Source organism: Corynebacterium macclintockiae (assembly GCF_027570165.1).
In the GTDB taxonomy this organism is placed as follows: domain Bacteria; phylum Actinomycetota; class Actinomycetes; order Mycobacteriales; family Mycobacteriaceae; genus Corynebacterium; species Corynebacterium macclintockiae.
This window is the reverse complement of the sequence record NZ_JAKMUV010000003.1, coordinates 136,905-156,061: the sequence shown is the minus strand read 5'-3', so window position 1 is coordinate 156,061 and position 19,157 is coordinate 136,905. Positions and strand designations below refer to the sequence as shown.

20 protein-coding genes are annotated in these 19,157 nt (G+C 62.5%); 6 read left to right on the top strand and 14 right to left on the bottom strand.

The genetic code is table 11. The features are described from left to right. Nucleotides 1-29: 29 nt before the first annotated feature. The 5 genes from L8U58_RS04185 to L8U58_RS04165 form a co-directional block, all read right to left on the bottom strand. Nucleotides 30-716: a demethylmenaquinone methyltransferase gene (locus L8U58_RS04185; protein ID WP_035001649.1), complete on the bottom strand. Its 687-nt coding sequence runs from the start codon at nt 714-716 to the stop codon at nt 30-32. A 28-nt stretch (nt 717-744) separates the two neighbouring features. Further along, nucleotides 745-2,037 carry a glycosyltransferase family 4 protein gene (locus L8U58_RS04180; RefSeq protein WP_269954757.1) on the bottom strand — a complete coding sequence of 431 codons (1,293 nt, stop codon included), beginning with the start codon at nt 2,035-2,037 and terminating at the stop codon, nt 745-747. A gap of 91 nt (nt 2,038-2,128) precedes the next feature. After that, nucleotides 2,129-2,593 (bottom strand): DUF3592 domain-containing protein, encoded by a 465-nt coding sequence (locus L8U58_RS04175; protein ID WP_034972497.1) that lies wholly within the window; start codon nt 2,591-2,593, stop codon nt 2,129-2,131. Continuing rightward, nucleotides 2,590-4,470 carry a 2-succinyl-5-enolpyruvyl-6-hydroxy-3-cyclohexene-1-carboxylic-acid synthase gene (gene menD / locus L8U58_RS04170; RefSeq protein ID WP_269954756.1) on the bottom strand — a complete coding sequence of 627 codons (1,881 nt, stop codon included), beginning with the start codon at nt 4,468-4,470 and terminating at the stop codon, nt 2,590-2,592. Before menD ends, L8U58_RS04175 begins: the two co-directional genes overlap by 4 nt. 48 nt (nt 4,471-4,518) lie before the next feature. Next, the gene (locus tag L8U58_RS04165; protein ID WP_269954755.1) at nt 4,519-5,640 is read right to left on the bottom strand and encodes an o-succinylbenzoate synthase; all 1,122 of its coding nucleotides are present in this window, start codon (nt 5,638-5,640) and stop codon (nt 4,519-4,521) included. Nucleotides 5,641-5,684: 44 nt separating this feature from the next. Here L8U58_RS04165 and L8U58_RS04160 point away from each other — a divergent pair, with 44 nt between their 5' ends. From L8U58_RS04160 to L8U58_RS04140, 5 genes are all read left to right on the top strand, one after another. Next, complete coding sequence (locus L8U58_RS04160; protein ID WP_269954754.1) at nt 5,685-6,647, top strand: 1,4-dihydroxy-2-naphthoyl-CoA synthase; 963 nt, start codon at nt 5,685-5,687, stop codon at nt 6,645-6,647. A 79-nt stretch (nt 6,648-6,726) separates the two neighbouring features. After that, nucleotides 6,727-7,554, top strand: coding sequence for a DoxX family protein (locus L8U58_RS04155; protein ID WP_269954753.1), 828 nt, complete (start codon nt 6,727-6,729; stop codon nt 7,552-7,554). 198 nt (nt 7,555-7,752) lie between these two features. Next, nucleotides 7,753-8,112 carry a hypothetical protein gene (locus L8U58_RS04150; protein WP_035007341.1) on the top strand — a complete coding sequence of 120 codons (360 nt, stop codon included), beginning with the start codon at nt 7,753-7,755 and terminating at the stop codon, nt 8,110-8,112. Nucleotides 8,113-8,167: 55 nt separating this feature from the next. Further along, complete coding sequence (locus L8U58_RS04145) at nt 8,168-9,454, top strand: AMP-binding protein (protein ID WP_269954752.1); 1,287 nt, start codon at nt 8,168-8,170, stop codon at nt 9,452-9,454. 54 nt (nt 9,455-9,508) lie between these two features. Continuing rightward, nucleotides 9,509-10,408 carry a 1,4-dihydroxy-2-naphthoate polyprenyltransferase gene (locus L8U58_RS04140; RefSeq protein ID WP_269954751.1) on the top strand — a complete coding sequence of 300 codons (900 nt, stop codon included), beginning with the start codon at nt 9,509-9,511 and terminating at the stop codon, nt 10,406-10,408. A 106-nt stretch (nt 10,409-10,514) separates the two neighbouring features. On the opposite strand, the gene L8U58_RS04135 is transcribed toward L8U58_RS04140, so the two are convergent. After that, nucleotides 10,515-10,922, bottom strand: a complete 408-nt coding sequence (locus tag L8U58_RS04135) for a DUF4229 domain-containing protein (protein WP_370546814.1) — start codon at nt 10,920-10,922, stop codon at nt 10,515-10,517. Between the two features lie 90 nt (nt 10,923-11,012). On the opposite strand from L8U58_RS04135, the gene L8U58_RS04130 reads away from it, so the two are divergent. Beyond that, entirely contained in the window at nt 11,013-11,366 is a 354-nt protein-coding gene (locus L8U58_RS04130) for a hypothetical protein (RefSeq protein ID WP_034971038.1), read from the top strand. On the opposite strand, the gene L8U58_RS04125 is transcribed toward L8U58_RS04130, so the two are convergent. The 8 genes from L8U58_RS04125 to L8U58_RS04090 form a co-directional block, all read right to left on the bottom strand. Further along, nucleotides 11,367-12,428, bottom strand: a complete 1,062-nt coding sequence (locus tag L8U58_RS04125; protein WP_034972504.1) for a phosphotransferase family protein — start codon at nt 12,426-12,428, stop codon at nt 11,367-11,369. A 6-nt stretch (nt 12,429-12,434) separates the two neighbouring features. Then, the gene (gene rfbA, locus L8U58_RS04120) at nt 12,435-13,310 is read right to left on the bottom strand and encodes a glucose-1-phosphate thymidylyltransferase RfbA (protein ID WP_034975576.1); all 876 of its coding nucleotides are present in this window, start codon (nt 13,308-13,310) and stop codon (nt 12,435-12,437) included. Then, nucleotides 13,310-14,017, bottom strand: a complete 708-nt coding sequence (locus tag L8U58_RS04115; protein WP_034980449.1) for a dTDP-4-dehydrorhamnose 3,5-epimerase family protein — start codon at nt 14,015-14,017, stop codon at nt 13,310-13,312. The genes rfbA and L8U58_RS04115 overlap by 1 nt, the downstream gene beginning before the upstream one ends. 54 nt (nt 14,018-14,071) lie before the next feature. Then, complete coding sequence (locus tag L8U58_RS04110) at nt 14,072-14,839, bottom strand: iron ABC transporter ATP-binding protein (protein ID WP_034971034.1); 768 nt, start codon at nt 14,837-14,839, stop codon at nt 14,072-14,074. After that, complete coding sequence (locus tag L8U58_RS04105; RefSeq protein ID WP_269954750.1) at nt 14,836-15,894, bottom strand: iron chelate uptake ABC transporter family permease subunit; 1,059 nt, start codon at nt 15,892-15,894, stop codon at nt 14,836-14,838. Before L8U58_RS04105 ends, L8U58_RS04110 begins: the two co-directional genes overlap by 4 nt. Then, nucleotides 15,894-16,895: an ABC transporter permease gene (locus L8U58_RS04100; RefSeq protein ID WP_034980455.1), complete on the bottom strand. Its 1,002-nt coding sequence runs from the start codon at nt 16,893-16,895 to the stop codon at nt 15,894-15,896. The genes L8U58_RS04105 and L8U58_RS04100 overlap by 1 nt, the downstream gene beginning before the upstream one ends. 54 nt (nt 16,896-16,949) lie before the next feature. After that, complete coding sequence (locus L8U58_RS04095) at nt 16,950-17,948, bottom strand: siderophore ABC transporter substrate-binding protein (RefSeq protein ID WP_034975583.1); 999 nt, start codon at nt 17,946-17,948, stop codon at nt 16,950-16,952. Between the two features lie 66 nt (nt 17,949-18,014). Beyond that, nucleotides 18,015-19,154 (bottom strand): GDP-mannose 4,6-dehydratase, encoded by a 1,140-nt coding sequence (locus L8U58_RS04090; protein ID WP_187402061.1) that lies wholly within the window; start codon nt 19,152-19,154, stop codon nt 18,015-18,017. Nucleotides 19,155-19,157: the final 3 nt, after the last annotated feature.

Below are 19,157 nucleotides of genomic sequence, written 5' to 3'. Positions count from 1 at the left end.
GCAGAACGACGGCGCGGGGCTAGTCAGGCCTAGTGGCGAATAGCGCTGTGGAGGGCGACGATACCGCCCGTGAGGTTCTGCCAACCGACCTCTCGCCAACCGCAATCGCGGATCTCCGCAGCGAGTTCCTCCTGGTCAGGCCAGGCGCGGATCGATTCGGCGAGGTATTCGTAAGCCTCCGCGTTGGAGCTGACAAGCTTCGCGACCTTTGGCAAGGCGCGCATCAGGTATTCCTTGTAGACCGTCTTGAAAATCGGAATAACTGGGGTGGAAAACTCCGCGACGGCGAGCTTGCCGCCCGGTTTCGTGACGCGCGCCATCTCACGCAGGCCGGCGCGGAAGTCCACAATGTTGCGCAGCCCGTAGTTGATGGTCACCGCGTCGAAGGTCTCGTCCGCGAAAGGCAGGTTCGTGCCGTCCGCGCACACCATCGGGACGTCTCGGTGGGAACCCGCGGCGAGCATCCCGAAGGAGAAGTCGCAGGCGATACAGGTGGCGCCGGTGCGGGCGAATTCCTCGGTGGAAACGCCAGTGCCAGCGGCCAGGTCCAGCACCAGGTCACCGGGCTTGAGGTCCAGGCGCTTGCGGGTGCGGATGCGCCAATAACGATCCTGGCCGAAGCTCAGCACCGTGTTGGTGAGGTCGTAGTTCTTGCCGACCGCGTCGAACATCGACGCGACTTCCTGCGGTTTCTTTTCCAGACTTGCCCGAGACACGACTCACATCTTAGCGCGGGCATTTCGTCTACTTCGCGACGGGCTCAGCCGCTACCTCGACCTCGGTCTCGTCGGTGGTCGGGCGGGGAACCTCCCGCACGCCCGTGAAGTCACGCTGCGAGTTCGTCCGCGGCGCAGCCTTGCCACCCTGCGCAGCCTTGCCACCCTGCGCGATGGCCTGGCGGTAGTAGCCAAGCAGCTGGTCGCACAGGCTGGCCCAGCTCTTGTTCTGCACACCCTCGAAGGCATTGTCGCGGTAGGCATCCAGGCCACCCGCCAGGATGGAATCCACGGCCTCGACCAGCTCTGCCTCGAAGTTCTCCACATTCAGCAGGAAGCCGTTGTGACCTGGCTTGATCAGGTCGATGGGGCCACCGGCGGCCGGGCCGATCGTCGCCACGCGGGAAGCCTGGGCCTCCTGGATCGCCTGGCAGAAAGTCTCGAACTGACCGGTGTGCACGAAGATGTCCAGGCTGGCGAACGCGTGGGCCAGGTCTTCGCCATACAGCCCACCCGTAAATACTGCGGTGGGCATCAGAGCCTTCAGCTCATCCATCTCCGGGCCATCGCCGACGATGACCAGCTGCACGTCGTCCCGCCCGTTCAGGGCTGCCATGCGCTCCACGGATTTCTCCGCAGCCAGTCGGCCTACAAAGCCGACGATCTTCCGGTTCGCTTCCAGCGCGTCTGCGCTCGCCGTGCCGCCGCGCTTACGCTCGCCTTCCAGCAGCCATTCGCGCCGCAGTTCCGCAGAGCGCTTGGCCGGGTTGAAGCGCTCCGTATCCACACCACGCCCCCAGTGCGCCACGCCGCGCACGCGGTTTTCTTCCAGCTCGCGCATCGTCACGGAGCTCGGGGCCAACGTCATGGCACACATGTTGTGCATGACTCGCACCCAGCGCCATGCCATCTTGGACAGGAACTTCATCTTGTAGTTGTTGGCGAATCCGGCAACGTCGGTCTGGAAGATCGCCACGCACGGCAGCTTCAGCGCCTTGGCCACTACCGCGCCTGCACCGCCCAGGACGAAGGGGCTGGCTAGGTGCACAACGTCCGGCTGGAACTTCTTTAGCTCCGTGTAAAGGTTCGTCATGGGCACGCCGATCGGCAGAGAGTTAATGCCCGGCACATCCACTACGGGCACGCGGGCGATGCGGAAGCCCTCGTAGGTTGCAATTTCTTCCTGTCCCTTCTTCGCCCCCGGTGCGATAACCAGGGCTTCGTGCCCGTTGGCACGCAGATGCTCTAGCACTCGGAGTACGGAATTAACCACTCCGTTGACGTTGGGCAGAAAGCTCTCGGCGACAATTGCAACTCGCATACCCTTCAGCATCCCTTTTGTAGGTCACACCAGCGTTTCTTCTGGGTAAAAACATTAACAAGTCTAGGGAAACAAAAGGTTACTTTCGACGTCAAAAGCCATGCTTCTTCTGCCAGCGCCGGATCAGTAGCGACAGGACGGCGCAGACAAGCAGCCCGGCGGACATGGAGGACAGCGCTGGCAGGAATGCCAATGTCCACCCCCTCCCCTGAACCTTCACGTTCTCGGGGTCGCTGACCTGGTATTCAACTTTTACGTTTTGCCCTTCTTCCAGCCCGGAAGGGTACTTCAACCCTTCCTCGGGCTGCTGGTAGTTGCCGTCGGCATCGCGGAAACGCACAGTGGTTCGCAGGGTCTGCACGGACACTACTTCCGCCGTCGCCTCCCCCTTGTCGCGCGAAATCGCATAGTCGTCGATCGCCGAGGTCACGATCATGCCGCCGCACACCAAGATCACCAACCCGGTCAGCGCGATCACGGCCTGTTTCGCGCGCCGCAGCCTACGGGCCGCACGGAATTGTTTCGGCGTGAGCTCGGCGTTCCTCACGCGATTCATCGCTTACCCGCAATTCTTTTTTCTATTTCTTGACGCCCACGCCTGTCCACCTTCACTTCCAGCACCGTGATCCCGTTTCCGCCGAGCTCAGCGTGCTCTTCGATGGCGTCAGCGAGCTCTTCCACGCTGCTAGCAAGCTTGTGTTCCACTCCGAATCCGGCGCACAGTTCGGCGAAGTCTAGGTCCAGCGGGGTGCCGAATACGCGCTCGAAGGCGGCGGTGCCGTCGGCAAAGGTGCGCAGATCATCCGCACCAGGCTCGAGGGTTTCGAAGATCCCGCCGCCACTGTCGTTGGTCAGCACGATCAGCAGGTTATCGGGCCGTGGCTCCAGTGGCCCGATGTTCAGGCCACCCAGGTCGTGGGCGAAGGTCAGATCCCCCATCACTGCGATGGTGCGCGGTGCACGGATTGCGGTCGGGTCGGAGTGAGCGTGCGCCATCGCCGCCCCCACCGCCGTGGAGATGGTTCCGTCGATCCCCGCCGCCCCGCGGTTGGCGATCGCCCGTACCCCGTCAAAGGGCAGCCCGGCGCGGGACGCATCCCGCACCGCCGTAGACGCCCCCAGAACCAAGAGGTCCCCGTCGCGGAGGGCGTCCGCAACAACGGCCACAGCGTGTACCGCGGTGAACGGTTCGTGCTTCGCCAACCCCTCGCGAACCTGGTTTACGCCCATGTCGCTGATGGCGCGGGCGACCTGCAGCCAGCTTTCCGGCTGCTCGCCGCGGGGGCGGACGGTACTGCCGACCTGATCGACGTTGCCGAATACGTCTGTCACGTTGCGGGTATCGCTGAGGGCGATGACGTGGATGTCTTTGTTGGCCAGGAGCTTTGTGACGCCACGGTGGAGGGTTGGCCGGCCGATCACCACGATCTGTTCCGGGGTGGTGACCGCCGAGTGTTCTCCATCGCTGACGACCTGGGTGCTGAACATGTCGACGGCCGCGCTATGCACGGGGAAGTCGGGTGCGGGCGCGACGGGTTCCGCGATGGTTGGCACATCGGCTAGCTCGTCCATGATCGAACGAGCCCAGGCAGTATCGGCCACCGATCCGGCGATGACCAGCGTGCGAAGGGAAAGATCCACCTCTACCTGGCCAAAAGGCAAGGCGCGGGGCGTGTACGCGGGGGTTTTGACTGTTGTTGCTGCACCGTCTGTTTCTGCAGACTCTGCTGACTCTGCAGCCCCTGCGATTTCCCCCGCCCACAGCGATAGCTCATCCAGCGTCGGCGGCACGAGCGGTTCCCGCAAGGGAACGTCCAGGTGGGCTCCGCCACCGTCGATTGGATCAGTGGCGGCTGCAACGAGCTTCCTCACCACATCGCGGAGCTCCGCTGCGGCATCGGTACCCCCGGCGACTTGGCCCGTTCCAGCGTCGGCAACGGCGCCTTCCAGCGCCTGCTCCCCCGTGTTCAGAGTGCATACGGAATGGCTACCAAAGAGCTCCGCCTGGTCAATGGTTTGGTTCGCGCCCGTCCCCACCATCGAAAGTGGTCGATTGGCCGACAGCACCAACAGTGGAACTCCAGACAGCGTGGCTTCCACCATCGCCGGTAGGCAATTGGCCACGGCGGTGCCGGACGTCATCACAACCGGCACCGGCTGGCGCGCCACCTTGGCCAACCCGAGGGCCAAAAAAGCCGCCGAACGCTCATCGGTGCGTACGTGCAGCCGGACCCGTCCGACTCTTTCGGCTTCCACGAAAGCCAAGTTCAGCGGGGAATTGCGCGACCCTGGGCACAGCACGGCCTCGCGCACCCCGCTGTGGATCAATTGGTCGACCAGAACCAGACCCGCCCGCACGGCGACAGGGCTGGCTAGCGCAGCGGCGGGCCGCTGGGAGGAACCTTCAGAGTTAGTCCTATCGGTGTTAGTCACAGTTCCACAATCTACCTTCCGCCCCGGACAACCTTGCCCCGGACAGTGTTAAAGCGCCTCCTGGCTTTCCAGAATGCGATACGTAGCACGCAGGCGATCCATCCACCATTCCCGACGCTCGCCGGTGACTCGGAACTCGACCAGGCGATCCGATTCGGGAGCCACGGCACAGGCTTGGATGCGACCGTCGACGATCTGCCGCTCGGCGAGGTCACTTTCAAACAGGGTTCCTGTAGCCAGGCCAGCTGCGTTGGGCTCTGCGACCATTCCGTCGTCGTCAACGTGGAACAGGCTGGCCGCCGCCTGCAGCCCTGCCCCGAGCCCCACCACGGTATCTAGTGCAGAGCTCACCGTGATGGAGATCCCCCGCTTGGCCACTTCCGTGGCCACTCTGCGCAGCTGATCTACGCCGCCCAGGGGAGGAACTTTAAGCACCGCAACATCGCAGGCTCCAGCCTCCGTGACCTCCCGCACGGCTGCAAGCGGATCCCCACTCTTTCGAATGGCCTCATCCGCTGCAACGCGGACAAACAGGCCGCGGCGCATGAGGCTTTGGCGTACCTCCGCCAGCTCGGCGGTGCTGGGGCAGGGCTGTTCCACGTAGTCCAGCGGACCGTCTGCGGCCAGCGTTTCCACCACCTCGAGGGCTTGTCTGACCGTCCACCCGCCATTGGCATCCATGCGGATCCGCGGCGCGACTACTCCCTGTTCGGCGTACCACTCGCGGACAGCGCGGACGCGCTGAATGTCTTGACGCATACTGGCTGCAGGATCCTTGGCCAGGGCGGTTTTCTCCGCCACCTTGATCTTTACCGTGGTGCATCCGGGGTAGCGAGCCATGAGGTCATCGATCACTCCCGGATCGGCTGCGGCATCGACCGCTGGAATGGTCGCGTTCACGGGCACCCAGCGTTCGGAAAGATCTGTGCCGCCACCGATATCGCCACCGCCATAGCCAAAGTGGATTGCCGAGCGCAGCCACAGGGAGGACTCGGCCGGCTCGTACTCCGGGAAGGGGGCGAACTCTGCCCACTGGGACGGGGCGTCAATAAGAAGAGCCTCGCGGGTAGTCACACCACGGAAGGGCACCCGCATCGGTAAGGCAACTACCTCCGCGCGCTCCTCAAGATCGGCGAGCGGCGGCAGTACGAAAGTAGAAGGGCTATACATGCTTCCTACCTTGCCAAAAGAGGTCGGCCGATAGAATGGCGGGCATGACGAACTCCAGCAGCAACCCCTTTAACCCCGAGCTGTGGCGCCCGGTCGATGTGCCGGGCGTAGACAACTTCACGGACATCACCTACCACCGCCACGTCGGCGAGGGCCGCGCCAACGGCATTGTGCGCATCGCCTTTGACCGCCCTGAGGTGCGCAATGCCTTCCGTCCACACACCGTCGACGAGTTGTACCGGGCGCTGGATCACGCGCGCCGCACCCCGGATGTCGGCACGATCCTGCTGACCGGTAACGGGCCGTCCCCGAAGGACGGCGGCTGGGCGTTTTGCTCCGGTGGTGATCAGCGCATCCGTGGCCGTTCCGGTTACCAGTACGCCACCGAGCACAACGACGACGTAGCCGCCGCTGGCGCAGAAGGGGTGGACAAGGCTCGCGCGAAGGTCGAGGGCGGCCGCCTGCACATCCTGGAGGTGCAGCGCTTAATCCGCACGATGCCCAAGGTTGTGATCTGCCTGGTTAACGGCTGGGCTGCTGGGGGCGGGCACAGCCTGCACGTGGTGTGCGACCTGACTCTCGCTTCCCGCGAGCATGCGAGGTTCAAGCAGACGGACGCCGACGTGGGCTCCTTCGATGCAGGCTATGGCTCCGCATACCTGGCCAAACAGGTGGGCCAGAAATTCGCCCGCGAGATCTTCTTCCTCGGCGAGGCCATCGACGCCGAAACCATGCACCAGATGGGCGCCGTCAACCGGGTGGTGGATCATGCGGACCTGGAGGACACCGCCATCGAATGGGGCCGCAAGATCAACACCAAGTCCCCAACAGCGCAACGCATGCTGAAGTTCGCCTTCAACCTGACCGACGATGGGCTGATGGGCCAGCAGGTCTTCGCGGGTGAGGCCACGCGCCTGGCCTACATGACTGACGAGGCCGTAGAAGGCAAGGAGGCCTTTCTGGAAAAGCGCGAGCCGAACTGGGACGACTTCCCGTACTACTACTAACTGAAGCTGTCCGGAGGCCTACCACCAGACGAACACTTTTGCCAGGCCAAGGTGCTGGTTAATTGGTAGCGTTATTTTCATGAACATTCTTAAGGACGTCAGCATTCTGATCTCCCGCATCCTAGTCGGAGTGGTGTTAGTCGCACACGGTTGGCAGAAGTACAACTCCTGGACGATCGAGGGCACCGCGAAATCTTTCGAGGGCATGGGCGTACCCTCGGCCAACATCGCCGCGCAGGTCGCGACGTATTTCGAGCTCGCCGGTGGCGTACTTCTGATCCTGGGCCTGCTGGTTCGCATCATCGGCCCGTTGCTGTTTATCCAGATGGCTTTCGCCTTCGGCTTTGCCCACTGGGGCAAGGGTATTTTCATCGCTGACGGCGGGTGGGAGCTCGTCGGTATTCTGGGCGCAGCGGGTCTCGCTCTGGCAGCTCACGGCGCTGGCACCTACAGTTTGGACTACCTGTTTATGACGCCCTTCCGCGCCCGCAAGGCACGTAAGGAACAGGAAGCGAAGAGCACCGAGACTGCTTATAGCAACCAGCCTTTCGCGCCGAATAACTCCAGCTTTAACTCGGCAGGCGCCCCGGGTGGCAACACCTTCAGTAACTCTTTCGGCACTTCCGGTGGGCAGCAGACGAATAACAACCCATTTAGTTCTAACGCTGGATCCACCACTAATTACGGTCAGTGGAATAGCCCCACCCCTACCAGCACTACCGGCACCAGCAGCGCTCCTAGCAACACCGGCACCAGCGGAAACAATGGCACCTCTGGTGCCACGGGCGGCACGAGCACTGGCAATGCCCAGCCGGTAAAGAACTCCTTTGAGTCCAACACCAACGGCGGCAACACGAATCCTGCGGACCCCGAGGCGCCAACTACGCAGTGGCCGGGCTCCAAGTAAGCGCTTAGACCCTCAAGTTCGCTTCTTTTACCCCGCAGACAGGGTTGCTAACCCTCTCTGCGGGGTTTGTGCATTTCTTCCTCAAATCCCCAATAAGGTGGGCACAAAAAATGCTTGACGTTCCCCACTGTTGTTAACTACCCTATGTTCTAGCTTTAAATACTTCACAATTTGAGACCAGGAAGGAGAGCGCGCATCGTGTTCAACCCATTCACTCAGCTCCGGGCGAAGCTCCGGACGCTAGACAACACAGAGGCCCCCGACCCAGCCACCACCGCACACGACCATACGGCAGACGATGCCCTCCCCCTCCCGGAGGAATACCGCATCTACCTCAAAGCAAACCGTGATCTCCCGACCCCCTTCTTGAACGCCTTGGACACCCGCAGCCCGTCTTACCTGGATATCCTCGCCTACCTGATCGACACGGGGAAGACCCCCGCCACCCGTCAGGACATTCAGGCAAGCTTCCTCGCAGTACACAAGCGCCTCCCAGGTCCGGCGGAATTGGAATCCACGGTGAAGCGAGTGCAGGAATTCGGCCTGCACGCCGACTAACACCTGCAGCACCGTTCAGACTGAGCTATCCGGCGCGGGTTGTACATTGGTCAACATGACCGGAACCGTCGCCCTCCTCCCCTTGCAGCCGACTGTCATCAGCGCGGAATCACCCGAGCTCTTCGCTTCCTCTCTGACTGCACTGAAGCGCCTTCTCGCAGAGGAGGTCGCCCTGCTCCCCCTCCCGACAGACTGGCGCAGCACCTGCCCTGACCTGCCGGAACAGATGCGTGCAGGTAGCTCTAAGGAAGCAGACGCCATGGCGCCCGGAACCCTCATCGCCTGCACCTCCGGTTCTACTGGCACACCGAAAGGTGCGGTGCTTGGACCACGGCAACTCACAGCAAGCGCCCGCGCCACCGAGGCTTTCCTCGACAGAGAATTCTCCGGCGCACCCGGCGCTTGGTTACTCACACTGCCAGCGCATCACATCGCCGGGCTGCAAGTGATGCTGCGTAGCCTGCGAGCAGGCTACGCCCCGCTGGCGGCGCGGAACTTGCTGGAACACACCCCTTTTAGCGCCACCGGATTTGCGGCAGACACGCGGGCTTTGGCGGAGGCATACCCGGGCGTGGACCTCTATACATCCCTCGTACCGGCGCAGTTAGAAAGAATTGCTGCAGACCCCGCCGCCGTGCAGGCACTGACACGCTACACCTGCGTGCTGGTCGGTGGCGCGGCGGCGCGTGGGGGCGTCATAAAGAAAATGGCAGAAGCAGGGGCTCACATCGCACTAACCTACGGCTCCAGCGAAACAGCGGGCGGCATGGTGTACAACGGCCAGTGCCTGCCGGGTACGCAGGTTCGCATCGACAACGCGGACGAGCGCGGAGCCGGGCGCGTGCGGATCACCGGCCCCATGGTGGCAGCGGGATATCGCAACGTCGACGCGGCAGTCGCTGCAGAGGTTTTTCCGGCGCCGGGAGAGTATTTAACTTCCGACATTGGGATGCTGGACGACGGCAAACTGCAGATCCTGGGGCGGGCCGACAGGGCAATCAATACCGGAGGCTACAAGGTGCTTCCCGAGGAAGTGGAAAAGGCAGTTTGCCAGCACGTTCCCGGGGCGCAGTTGGCCTTCGCTGCGGGCGTGGAAGATCCGAAACACCCGGAGTTTGGGGAATCAATCGGAGCGCTCGTTGTCTTGCACGGCGATAGCGGTGAAAGTACCGCTGAGATCACCACGGACGTGCGCGAGTCTATGCGCGGACACGTGGGACGGGGCCTACTTCCCCGGCGCGCGTGGGCCGTTGACGAACTGCCGACTATCGGTCCGGGAAAGATCGATCGGCAACGGGCAGCAGCGATGCTGCGTGAATATGCGCCTGCGGGGGACGACTAGAATAAAGAGGTTCGCTAGGCACCCCTAGCCACATAAGCCCCAGAAAGGCGGACCATGACCTCCACGACCAAGCAGTACTCCGGAGCGACACCAGCCCAGTGGCTCGAAGGAGCACGCCCACACACCTGGGCCAACGCTGCCGCCCCCGTGTTGGCCGGCACCGCTGCGGCCGCGCTGGTGGGGGCAGCAAACCCCCTGCGCGCAGTGCTGGCCGGGGTGGTTGCCCTGGCGATGATCGTAGGCGTGAACTACGCCAACGACTACTCCGACGGCATCAAGGGGACGGACGATGATCGCTCCGGCCCGCTGCGCCTGACCGGCAGTGGGCTCGTGGAGCCGAAGAAGGTCAAGTATGCGGCGTTTGCTTCCTTCGGCGTGGGAGCGGTCGCCGGCATCGCCCTAAGCGTGCTGAGTGCCTGGTGGTTGATCCTCGTCGGAGCCGCGTGCATTGCCGGAGCGTGGTTCTACACCGGCGGCAAGAACCCCTACGGCTACCGGGGGCTGGGTGAAGTCGCGGTGTTCGTGTTCTTTGGCCTGGTCGCAGTGCTGGGGACGGAGTTCACTCAAAGCGGTAGCATCAGCTGGCGCGGAGCCCTGCTGGCTATCTCTGTCGGTAGTCTTTCCAGTGCCGTGAACCTGGCCAACAACCTGCGCGACATCCCCACCGATTCGGTAAGCGGAAAAATCACCCTGGCCGTTCGCCTGGGGGACGCGAACACCCGCCGCCTGTGGGTGGGGCTCGTTTCGCTGGCGGTTGTCTTCACCGTCGCCATCAGCATCGGCCACTGGTGGGGGCTGCTAGCCCTGCTGGCTACTCCCCTGTTCGTCATCGCTGCCCGTCCCGTGACAGGTGGCGCTCAAGGCAAGGACCTCATCCCCGTGCTGGGATTGTTGGGGCGAGGCATGCTGCTATGGTCGCTCCTGCAGTTCATCGCCGCATTGCTGGCTACGTAGGCCGCGGACCGAAGGCCACGCCGCGGAAGCGGACATTGTCCTCGATCGGCCAGGCCAAACCGTCCACCCCACCACGTCCTGCGGTTTGCCGTTCATGGCAGCGAGTCTAGTCGTCCAGGCGCTCCTGCAGCTGGTCGCGGAGGCCCTGCCTGTGAGCCCGACGGTCGGCGTCCCACCGAGCCACCTGCTCGGTCACGCGCAGTCGCAGTCCCTTAAACATAAACATGGACAGCGGCAGAGCCAGGATCAGCGCCAACGTCATGCTCAGCAGCAGCGGGAAGTAGTTCGCCATACCCAGCAGAATCACGATCGAGTGAATGATGAACGTCAGCACCAGGAACAGAAGGAGGCGCAGGAATGCGTACAGCGCCACATCGCGGACTGCCTTGCCCTTGTCCAGGTTCCCTTCGTCCTTTTTCTTGACGCCCTCATCGCCAGCAACAGCAGTGTCAGCCACAGTGCTTGTATCCTCTGCCGCGCTATTGTTCTTCGGGTTCACATCATCGTTAGTCACGCACCTAACCCTACGTTTACCCCAGGGGCTTGGGGTAATCACGAGTCTGTTCCACCGGCATTTCAGAGCCAATCCACTAGGATGATCGGCATGGGTCGACTTTTGCTTTTCTTCTTGGTCATCGTCACGATTGTGCTGCTGTGGAAGGCATTCGGGCCACAGACCTGGGGGAATGGTTCGCCGTTCGGCCGTAGGGGCGTCACGAAGAAAAAGTCGCAAGAAATAACCCGCAAGGGGCCGGACGACGACCCGGACTTTCTGTGGAACATCGAGAAGGAACGCTTCAAGCAGCGGCGTGCGCAGGAAGCCAAAGAGGCTGAAGAGGCCGAGCGTAAGCGCCGCCAGGAACTCCGCGAGCAGCAGCGGCGAGAAGCACGCGGCGACGACAAGCGCGACAACGAACGAGACGCGCAGGATCCGAAAGACCCGAAAGACGGAGCGTAACTAGAGCAGCTCCACCCGCGGCGAACGCCCCGTGCGATAGTGGTCGATCAGCAGGAAGATGTTGTCCCAGTCCTTGTAGACTGCCGCGCGGCGCAGAACATCCGTATCTTCGGTGCTTTCTGATGTGCGCCCACCACCCGGCGCGCGATACAGCGGCCCCGGCATGGGCGGTGGTACTCCCGGCACGGCGGGGGCTTGGCGGCGCTGCTCGTGCTGAATGATGGCCTGCTCGTAGACCATCCCCGGCAGGCTGGGCGAAATACCGGCGAAGTGCGCGTAGTCCAGGGCGGGGTCGCCGACGGTCATGTCGGAAAAGTCGATCACTCCCACGCCACCCTCGGCCGTCCACAGCATGTGATCTTCATGCAGTTCGCCGTGGTTCAGGGCGCGCTGCTGGTACGGGCGGGCAAGCATGTCGTCTACCTGGGCGAATACGCGCTCAACGAAGTCGGTTTCCGCCGCGGATAGGTGCGGGTCAACGACCTCCACCACGCGCTGCTTCATCAACTCCAGCTTGCCGGGCAGGCTGCGTGGGACGCGGTTCGGGGTGCTCGTCGCAGCGCCATCGGACCACCAGGAATCCACCCGGCTGATGGGCAGCACGTCCGGGTCGAAGGCATGCATGGTCGCCAACAGACTGCCCAGTTGTTCGGCTACCCACGCGCGCTGGCTGGCGGACAGGCTCTGCCACAGCTCGGCGCTCAGGGGCTGGCCCAGCACTTCGGTCTGCATCGTCAGCATCACGGGCTCGGCGGTGTTGAAAGTCCCCCGCGCGTAGGCCTGCCGCACCGTCCCCGGCACGCGCACCTTAGTGCGGCGGAAAAGCTGCGCGATGAGGGAGGATTCCAGCATCGCCTGGGTGCGGTATTCCTCTTCGAAGGGCACACGCACCACCACGGATTCGGGCAGCATGTCATTGAGCTCGTATTCCTTGGAGCGGAGCCCGTCGAGGATCACCACCGCATGGTCGATCCCCTGCTTCGGCACGCGCTGGCCGGTCCATTCCAGGTCGCGCCACGTCCGCGCCACCATCTCCGGGATCGTCTCAATCGAAATAGCCATGTGCTTCTAACGCTCTTTCCCGCGCTTCAGCAGCGCGCCGAGGTACTGCCCGTAGGCGCTCTTGCCCAGCTTGCGTGCGGATTCACCCAACTCCGCATCGTCGATATATCCGAGCCGCCAGGCGACTTCCTCCGGGCAGCTGATCTTCAGCCCCTGGCGCTGCTCAACCGCGCGGACAAAGTCGCCGGCGGCGGCCAGGTCGTCCACCGTCCCGGTATCCAGCCAGGCGGTTCCGCGTGGCAGCACCTCCACGTGCAAGCGCCCTTCGGCCAGGTAGCGACGATTGATGTCGGTGATTTCTAGCTCCCCGCGGTCGCTGGGTTCCAGGGATTTGGCGATGCGCACCACGTCGTTGGAGTAAAAATACAGCCCCGGCACGGCGTAGTTGGACTTCGGCTCAGCCGGTTTCTCTTCCAGGCTCAGAGCGGTGCCTTCGCGGTCGAACTCCACCACTCCATAGGCCTCAGGTTCCGCAACCCAATAAGCAAAGATCGCCCCGCCGTTGGGGTTGTGGAAGCGTCGCAGTTGGGTTCCCAGGCCGGTGCCGTAGAAGATGTTATCGCCCAGCACGAGGGCCACCGCGTCGTCGCCGATGAAGTCCTCGCCCACTATGAAGGCCTCGGCCAGGCCGTTCGGCTGGTCCTGCACCGCGTAGCTGATCCGCACGCCGAACTGCGAGCCATCGCCCAGCAGCCCGCGGAACTGCTGTGCATCCGCGCCCGTCGTGATCACCAGGATGTCGCGAATCCCCGCCAACATCAGGGTGGTCAGCGGGTAGTAGATCATCGGCTTGTCGTAGACGGGCACCAGCTGTTTGGACACGCCCTGCGTGATCGGCCAGAGCCGCGAGCCGGTTCCCCCGGCCAGGATGATGCCCTTCATCAGCTGTTTCCCCCCTGCGCACCTTCCCACTGCTCGGCCTCGTGCAAGGCCTCGGCCCAGTCCGCGCGCAGCTGCGCCTCCCACGCCCTGACCTCGCGGTATTGGGGCAGTCGGTCGCGCACCTCGCTGAGGCTAGGTGCCTCTTTATCTTTGTCGGACAGCACGGCTTGTTCCTTAGGGACGCCCCACACTACAGCCAAATCGGCGTCAAACGGGTCGATCCCGTATTCCCTCTGCGGGTTGTAAGCCTCGGTAACCAAGTAGTTCACAGTCGTCTGGTCATCGTGTGCACGGAACCCGTGGCCCACCCCCAGGGGCACGTACACGCTGACGTTATTCTCGGCCGACAATTCCACGGTAATGTGCTGGCCGAACGTCGGCGAGCCCACACGTACGTCCACCAGAACGTCCGTGATGGCACCCGACAGGCAACTGACGAATTTCGCCTGCCCCGGGGGAACATCCGCCAAGTGAATCCCGCGCACTACGTCGCGGGAAGAACGCGAAAGGTTGCCCTGTGCGACCTCGAACGGATACCCCAGCTTCTGGCCGAACAGTTCTGCCTTGAAACTTTCGTGGAAACTCCCGCGGCCGTCGCCATGCACCTTGGGCACGTACGCCCATGCTCCGGGGATGGGCAGATCCACGATGCTGCCGGGTTCAGCGGCAGCCAGTAGCTCTTCGGTGCACGGAGTGTTTTCAGTCATGGCCTCTACTTTAGCGGCGCTACCGGACAACCAACGGCAAGGTTGTGCAGCGTCCTAGAAGTAGCAGGCCATCGGCCCATCCGGGCCGTCGACGACGGTGACAGGGGTGTTGAAGATGTCGCTCAGCAGCTCATCATTCATCAGTTCTGCCGGGGTGCCGAATTGGGCGATCTGCCCATCCTTGACCGCACAAATGTGGTCGGAATACTTCGCTGCGAAGTTAATGTCATGCAGCACCACAATGATGGTGCGGCCGAACTCCGAAGCCGCGCGGCGCAGGTGCTTCATCATCTGCACTGCGTGTGCAATGTCCAGGTTGTTCAGCGGTTCATCCAGCAGCACATAGTCAGTCTCCTGGCACAACACCATCGCCACATAGGCACGCTGGCGCTGCCCGCCGGACAGCTGATCCAAGTAGCGATTCTCCAACTCCCGAAGGTTAAAGAAGTCGATGTAGGTGGAGATGATGCCCTCGTCCTCCCGCGTCAGCCGCCCCTTGGAGTACGGGAAGCGGCCGAAGCCCACCAGCTGGCGGACGGTCAGTCGGGTGACAAAGTGGTTCTCCTGGCGCAGGATCGACAGCACCTTCGCCAGGTCCTTCGACTTGGTGGTGCTCACGTCGAAGCCGGCGACCTCGATGGTGCCCTCATCCAGATCCAGCAGCCGCCCCATCATCGTCAGCAGGGTGGACTTGCCCGCGCCATTGGGCCCGATCAGGGAGGTCACGCCGCCCGCGGGGATTTCCAGGTTCGCGGGACCAATGTGGGCGCCGGAGCCGGTGGCGTCGCTATATTTCTTGGCCACCTCGGATAGCTTGATCACAGTCGCCCCTTTCTGAGGATAACGTAGAGGAATACGGATCCGCCGACGAGCTCAATGATGATCGAAACCACGCCCTGGGCGTAGAAGATGTGATTCATCACGAAGTACGCACCCGCCAGCACGAAGAATGCCGTGGCGATGGCCATCGGGAAGACGTAACGGTGATCCGGGGTACCGGCGAACTGATAAGCCAGAGTTGCAACCAGGAAGCCCAGGAATGCCATCGGCCCGACCAGCGCAGTGGACACAGCCATCAGCACTGCGACCAAGATCAACACCGCAAGCGACTGCCCGCGGTGATTAATGCCCAGGTTCGTTGTCGCATCGCGCCCCAACGCCAGCACATTGAGCTTGCGGGACATCAGCAGCAGCGCGCTCGCGGCCACGGCCACTAGGGCGATAGAGATCGGAAAGTACTCTGGCTCCGCGTTATTCACCGATCCGAATAGTCGGGCGGTCAGCAGGTCGAAATCGCTGGGCGTCAATAAGCGTTGCATAAAGGTAGACACCGACCCCAAGCCTGCCCCGATAACGATGCCCACCAGCAACATCGCGTGCATGTTCGCGTTCTTGCCGGTCAGCAACCAGGAATACAGCAGCAGGGCAAACCCGACCATGAGGACCAGCTGAACAATGTAGGTAGTCATGGTGCGGGCCTCCACCAGGCCACTTCCACCCAGGAAGAACACGGTGGAGGTGTGGATGGCGACATACAGCGACTCGAAGCCCATGATCGACGGAGTAATGATGCGATTGTTCGTCACCGTTTGGAAAGCCACCGTGGCCACGGCCTGGGCGACCGCGACGATGGCGATGGCAATCACCGCGTTCATGCGGCGCTCCGCCAGCAGCCAGAACCCGCGCGAGCCGAAAGGCATCGGGTTGCCGTACGCCAGCAGCCCCACCGCGGAGGCCACGCCCAGCACGACGATGATCCCCAGGATCACCCAGTACTTCGCCATCGCGGATTGCGTGGGAAACGCGCCCGACGAACGGTCGGACACTCCGGAGAGCAGGCGCTGCGGCACCAAGCGTTCAAGGGTTCGGTTAGCCATCAGCGGTTCCTCACAATCAGCACGACGAACACCACGGCGCCGACGATGCCCAGCACCACGGAGACGGGGATCTCGAAAGGCGAAATCAGCGTGCGGGCCAGCAGGTCACACGCGGCCACGGTGGCGATACCCACCAGGCACACCCACGGCAGGTTGCTGCGCAGGTCATCACCGCGGATCATCGAGACAATATTCGGCACGATCAATCCCAGGAAAGGCAGGTTGCCCACCACGACGGTCACCACGCCCACGGCGATGGCCACCATCACGGTACCGACCAGCACGATCCGTCGGTAGTTCATGCCCACGCTGGTAGCGAAGTCTTCGCCCAAGCCAGCCAGGGTCAGCCGGTCAGCCAGTAGGAACACGCCCACCACGACCAGCAGCACCACCCACAGCACCTCGTATTGGCCCTTATAGACCGAGGTGAAACTGCCCGCAAACCACACGCCCAGCTGCTGCAGCATGTCCGTCTGCAGGGCAACGAAAGTGGATACCGCAGAGACGACTGCGCCCAGCATGATTCCCACGATCGGCACGATCAGGGAGGAACGCAGCGATACTCGCTGCAGGAAGAAGAAGAACACCATCGCGCCGACGAAGGAGAACACCACTGCGCCGACCATTCGCCCCATTACGGTCGCGCCCGGGAAGACGATCATCACGAACAGCAGACCCAAGCCCGCCCATTCTGTGGTGCCGGTGGTGGTCGGAGAGACGAAGCGGTTCTGCGTCAACATCTGCATCACCAGACCGCACATCGCCATCGCCGCGCCCGCCAACACCAGGGCTATGGTGCGCGGTACGCGAGTGATCGAAAACATGTCGATGCCGTCGTGAGCGTTGAACACGTCGTACTCACCGACCAGCAGGCTGGCAATCAATAGCGCCCCGACAACCGAAGCGGCGACCAGGAACTTCCAGTCGACGAGCTTTCCCCGGGTACGCGCAACCCGAGGTTCGTCGTGAACCTCGGGTGACGTAGTGCTCTGAGCAGTCATTTTCGGCTGGTCAATCCACTTTCTGTAGCGTTCTCGCGTGCTAGTTCTAGTGTGTTACTTCTTCCCCTCGAAGGCATCTGCCAGGGAGTTCAGGATCTCGGTGTACGTCGTAATCGACTCGTTGATGTACGTATCCTGCGGTGCCACCAGGACGTGGTTGTCCTTCAGCGCCGGCACACCCTTCAGCGCATCGGCGCGCTTGATCACATCCGCGGCCGGGGAATAATCCGGCTTGTCGGCGTTGATTGCACCGTCGCGGTCTAGCACCAGCATCCAGTCCGGCTTCGCCTTCGCGATAGCCTCGACGGAAATGTCATCGCCCTCGTGGTTGCTAGAGGCGTTGTCAACCTTCAGCGCCGGATCCATTCCCAGCCAGTCGAACACCGGCCCCCATACGCGACCGACGTGCGGCGCAACATAGCCGATTTCTCCGCCGGAGACGTTGACGGCCATGACCTTCTTACCGCCATCCAGCTTGTCGTAGGCCTTCTTCGCACGCTCCTTCGCGCCCTTGAAGTCTTTCACCATCTTTTCGGCTTCGTCCTTCTTGTCGAAGACCTCACCGAGGGTGGTGATCTGGCGGATCAGCTCTTCGTCCAGGGGCTTGCCTTCGCGGGGCTCCAGCTCCACAACGGCTGCGTCCGGGACCAGCTTCTTGATCTCCTCGTCGTGGCTCGAGAAACGCTGGCCGCTAATCACCAGGTCCGGCTGGGCTGCCACTAGGGCCTCGAAGTCAGGCTCCTTGTGGTTGCCGAGGTCCTTGATTCCCTCGTTTTCCTTGTAGTCGGTGACACTCGCCGGGACCAGCTTCTTCGGCGCTGCGGTCAGCTCCACTCCCCACTCGTTAAGGATCTCGAAGCTGCGGTTGTCCAGTGCAACCACGGACTTCGGGTTCTTAGGCACCTGCAGTTCGCCGTTGTTGTCCTCGATAGTGATCGAGTTTTCGCTATTCAGGTTGTTGGAGGTGCCGTTGTCTTCCGTAGAGCCACATGCCGCTACGGACATGCCCACCGCCACCAGCGCGGCGAGCATCTTAATGCGATTCTTTGCCATTCTTCCCTTTAATGTCAGGTTCAGCGAACGCTACAGTTAGCCGAATCTTACATAGGGTTTACTAAGTTAGTCAAGCCTTCCCTGCTTACGGGGGTCTATCTCGCGTTCGTTGTCGCGGTATTTCTTTTCGGACGCCGCCCTGGACTCAACCCACCACTTTTCATTGCGGCGGTACCATTCCACCGTCTCGGCAAGCCCGGAGGCGAAGTCCGTGAAGCGTGGCTGCCACCCGAGTTCGGCAATGCTGCTGGGATCAATCGCATAGCGGCGATCGTGGCCAGGACGGTCGGTGACGTGCACAAAGTCATCTGTTGGACGGCCGAAGAGCCCCAGCAGGTCTTGCACGACCTGTAGGTTAGAGCGCTCCCCCTCCGCGCCGATGAGGTAGGTCTGCCCCAGCTCGCCGGAATCCAGGATCGCCCAGACAGCGTCGTTGTGATCGTCTACGTGGATCCAGTCGCGGACGTTCTCCCCCGTGCCATACAAGCGAGGACGATGTCCCTCAATCAGCCCCGTGATTTGGCGGGGGATGAACTTCTCCGGGTGCTGGCGCGGGCCGTAGTTGTTCGAGCAGTTGGAGATCGTGGCCTTTAGCCCCCGCGAACGCACAAAGGCGCGGACGAAGTGATCCGCCGCCGCCTTCGACGCCGAATAGGGCGAAGAGGGGTTGTATGGAGTGTCCACAGTGAAGCGATTCGGATCGTCCAGGGCGAGGTCGCCGAAGACCTCGTCGGTGGAAATGTGGTGCAGGCGCACCCCGAAGTCAGCGGCCGCCTGGGCGACGTTCAGGGTGCCCTCCACGTTGCTGCGGGCGAAGACCGCGGGCGTGGCCAAGGAGTTATCGTTGTGACTCTCCGCCGCAAAGTGCACGATCGCCACCCGGTCGGCGGCGGACTGCTGGAGCTCGGCAGTGCCTTTGCTTCCCACAGACCCTACAGGCTCGGCAATCACAATCGCCCGCTCCAGGGCTGCCCGGAAAGCCGACGCGTCCGCCACGTCACCTTCGATAAACTCCACCCGCCCCGGATAGACAACCTCCAGCGGGGTGCCATCGTCCGTGCGCAGATTCAGTGGATTGGCTGCGTACGTGAGGGCGTCAAAAATAAGAACCTTGACATCCGGCCTGGTCTCCAACGTGCGGTGGACGAAGTTTGCACCGATGAAGCCCGCCCCGCCAGTGACGAGGACGGTAGAAAATCTGCTCACGCT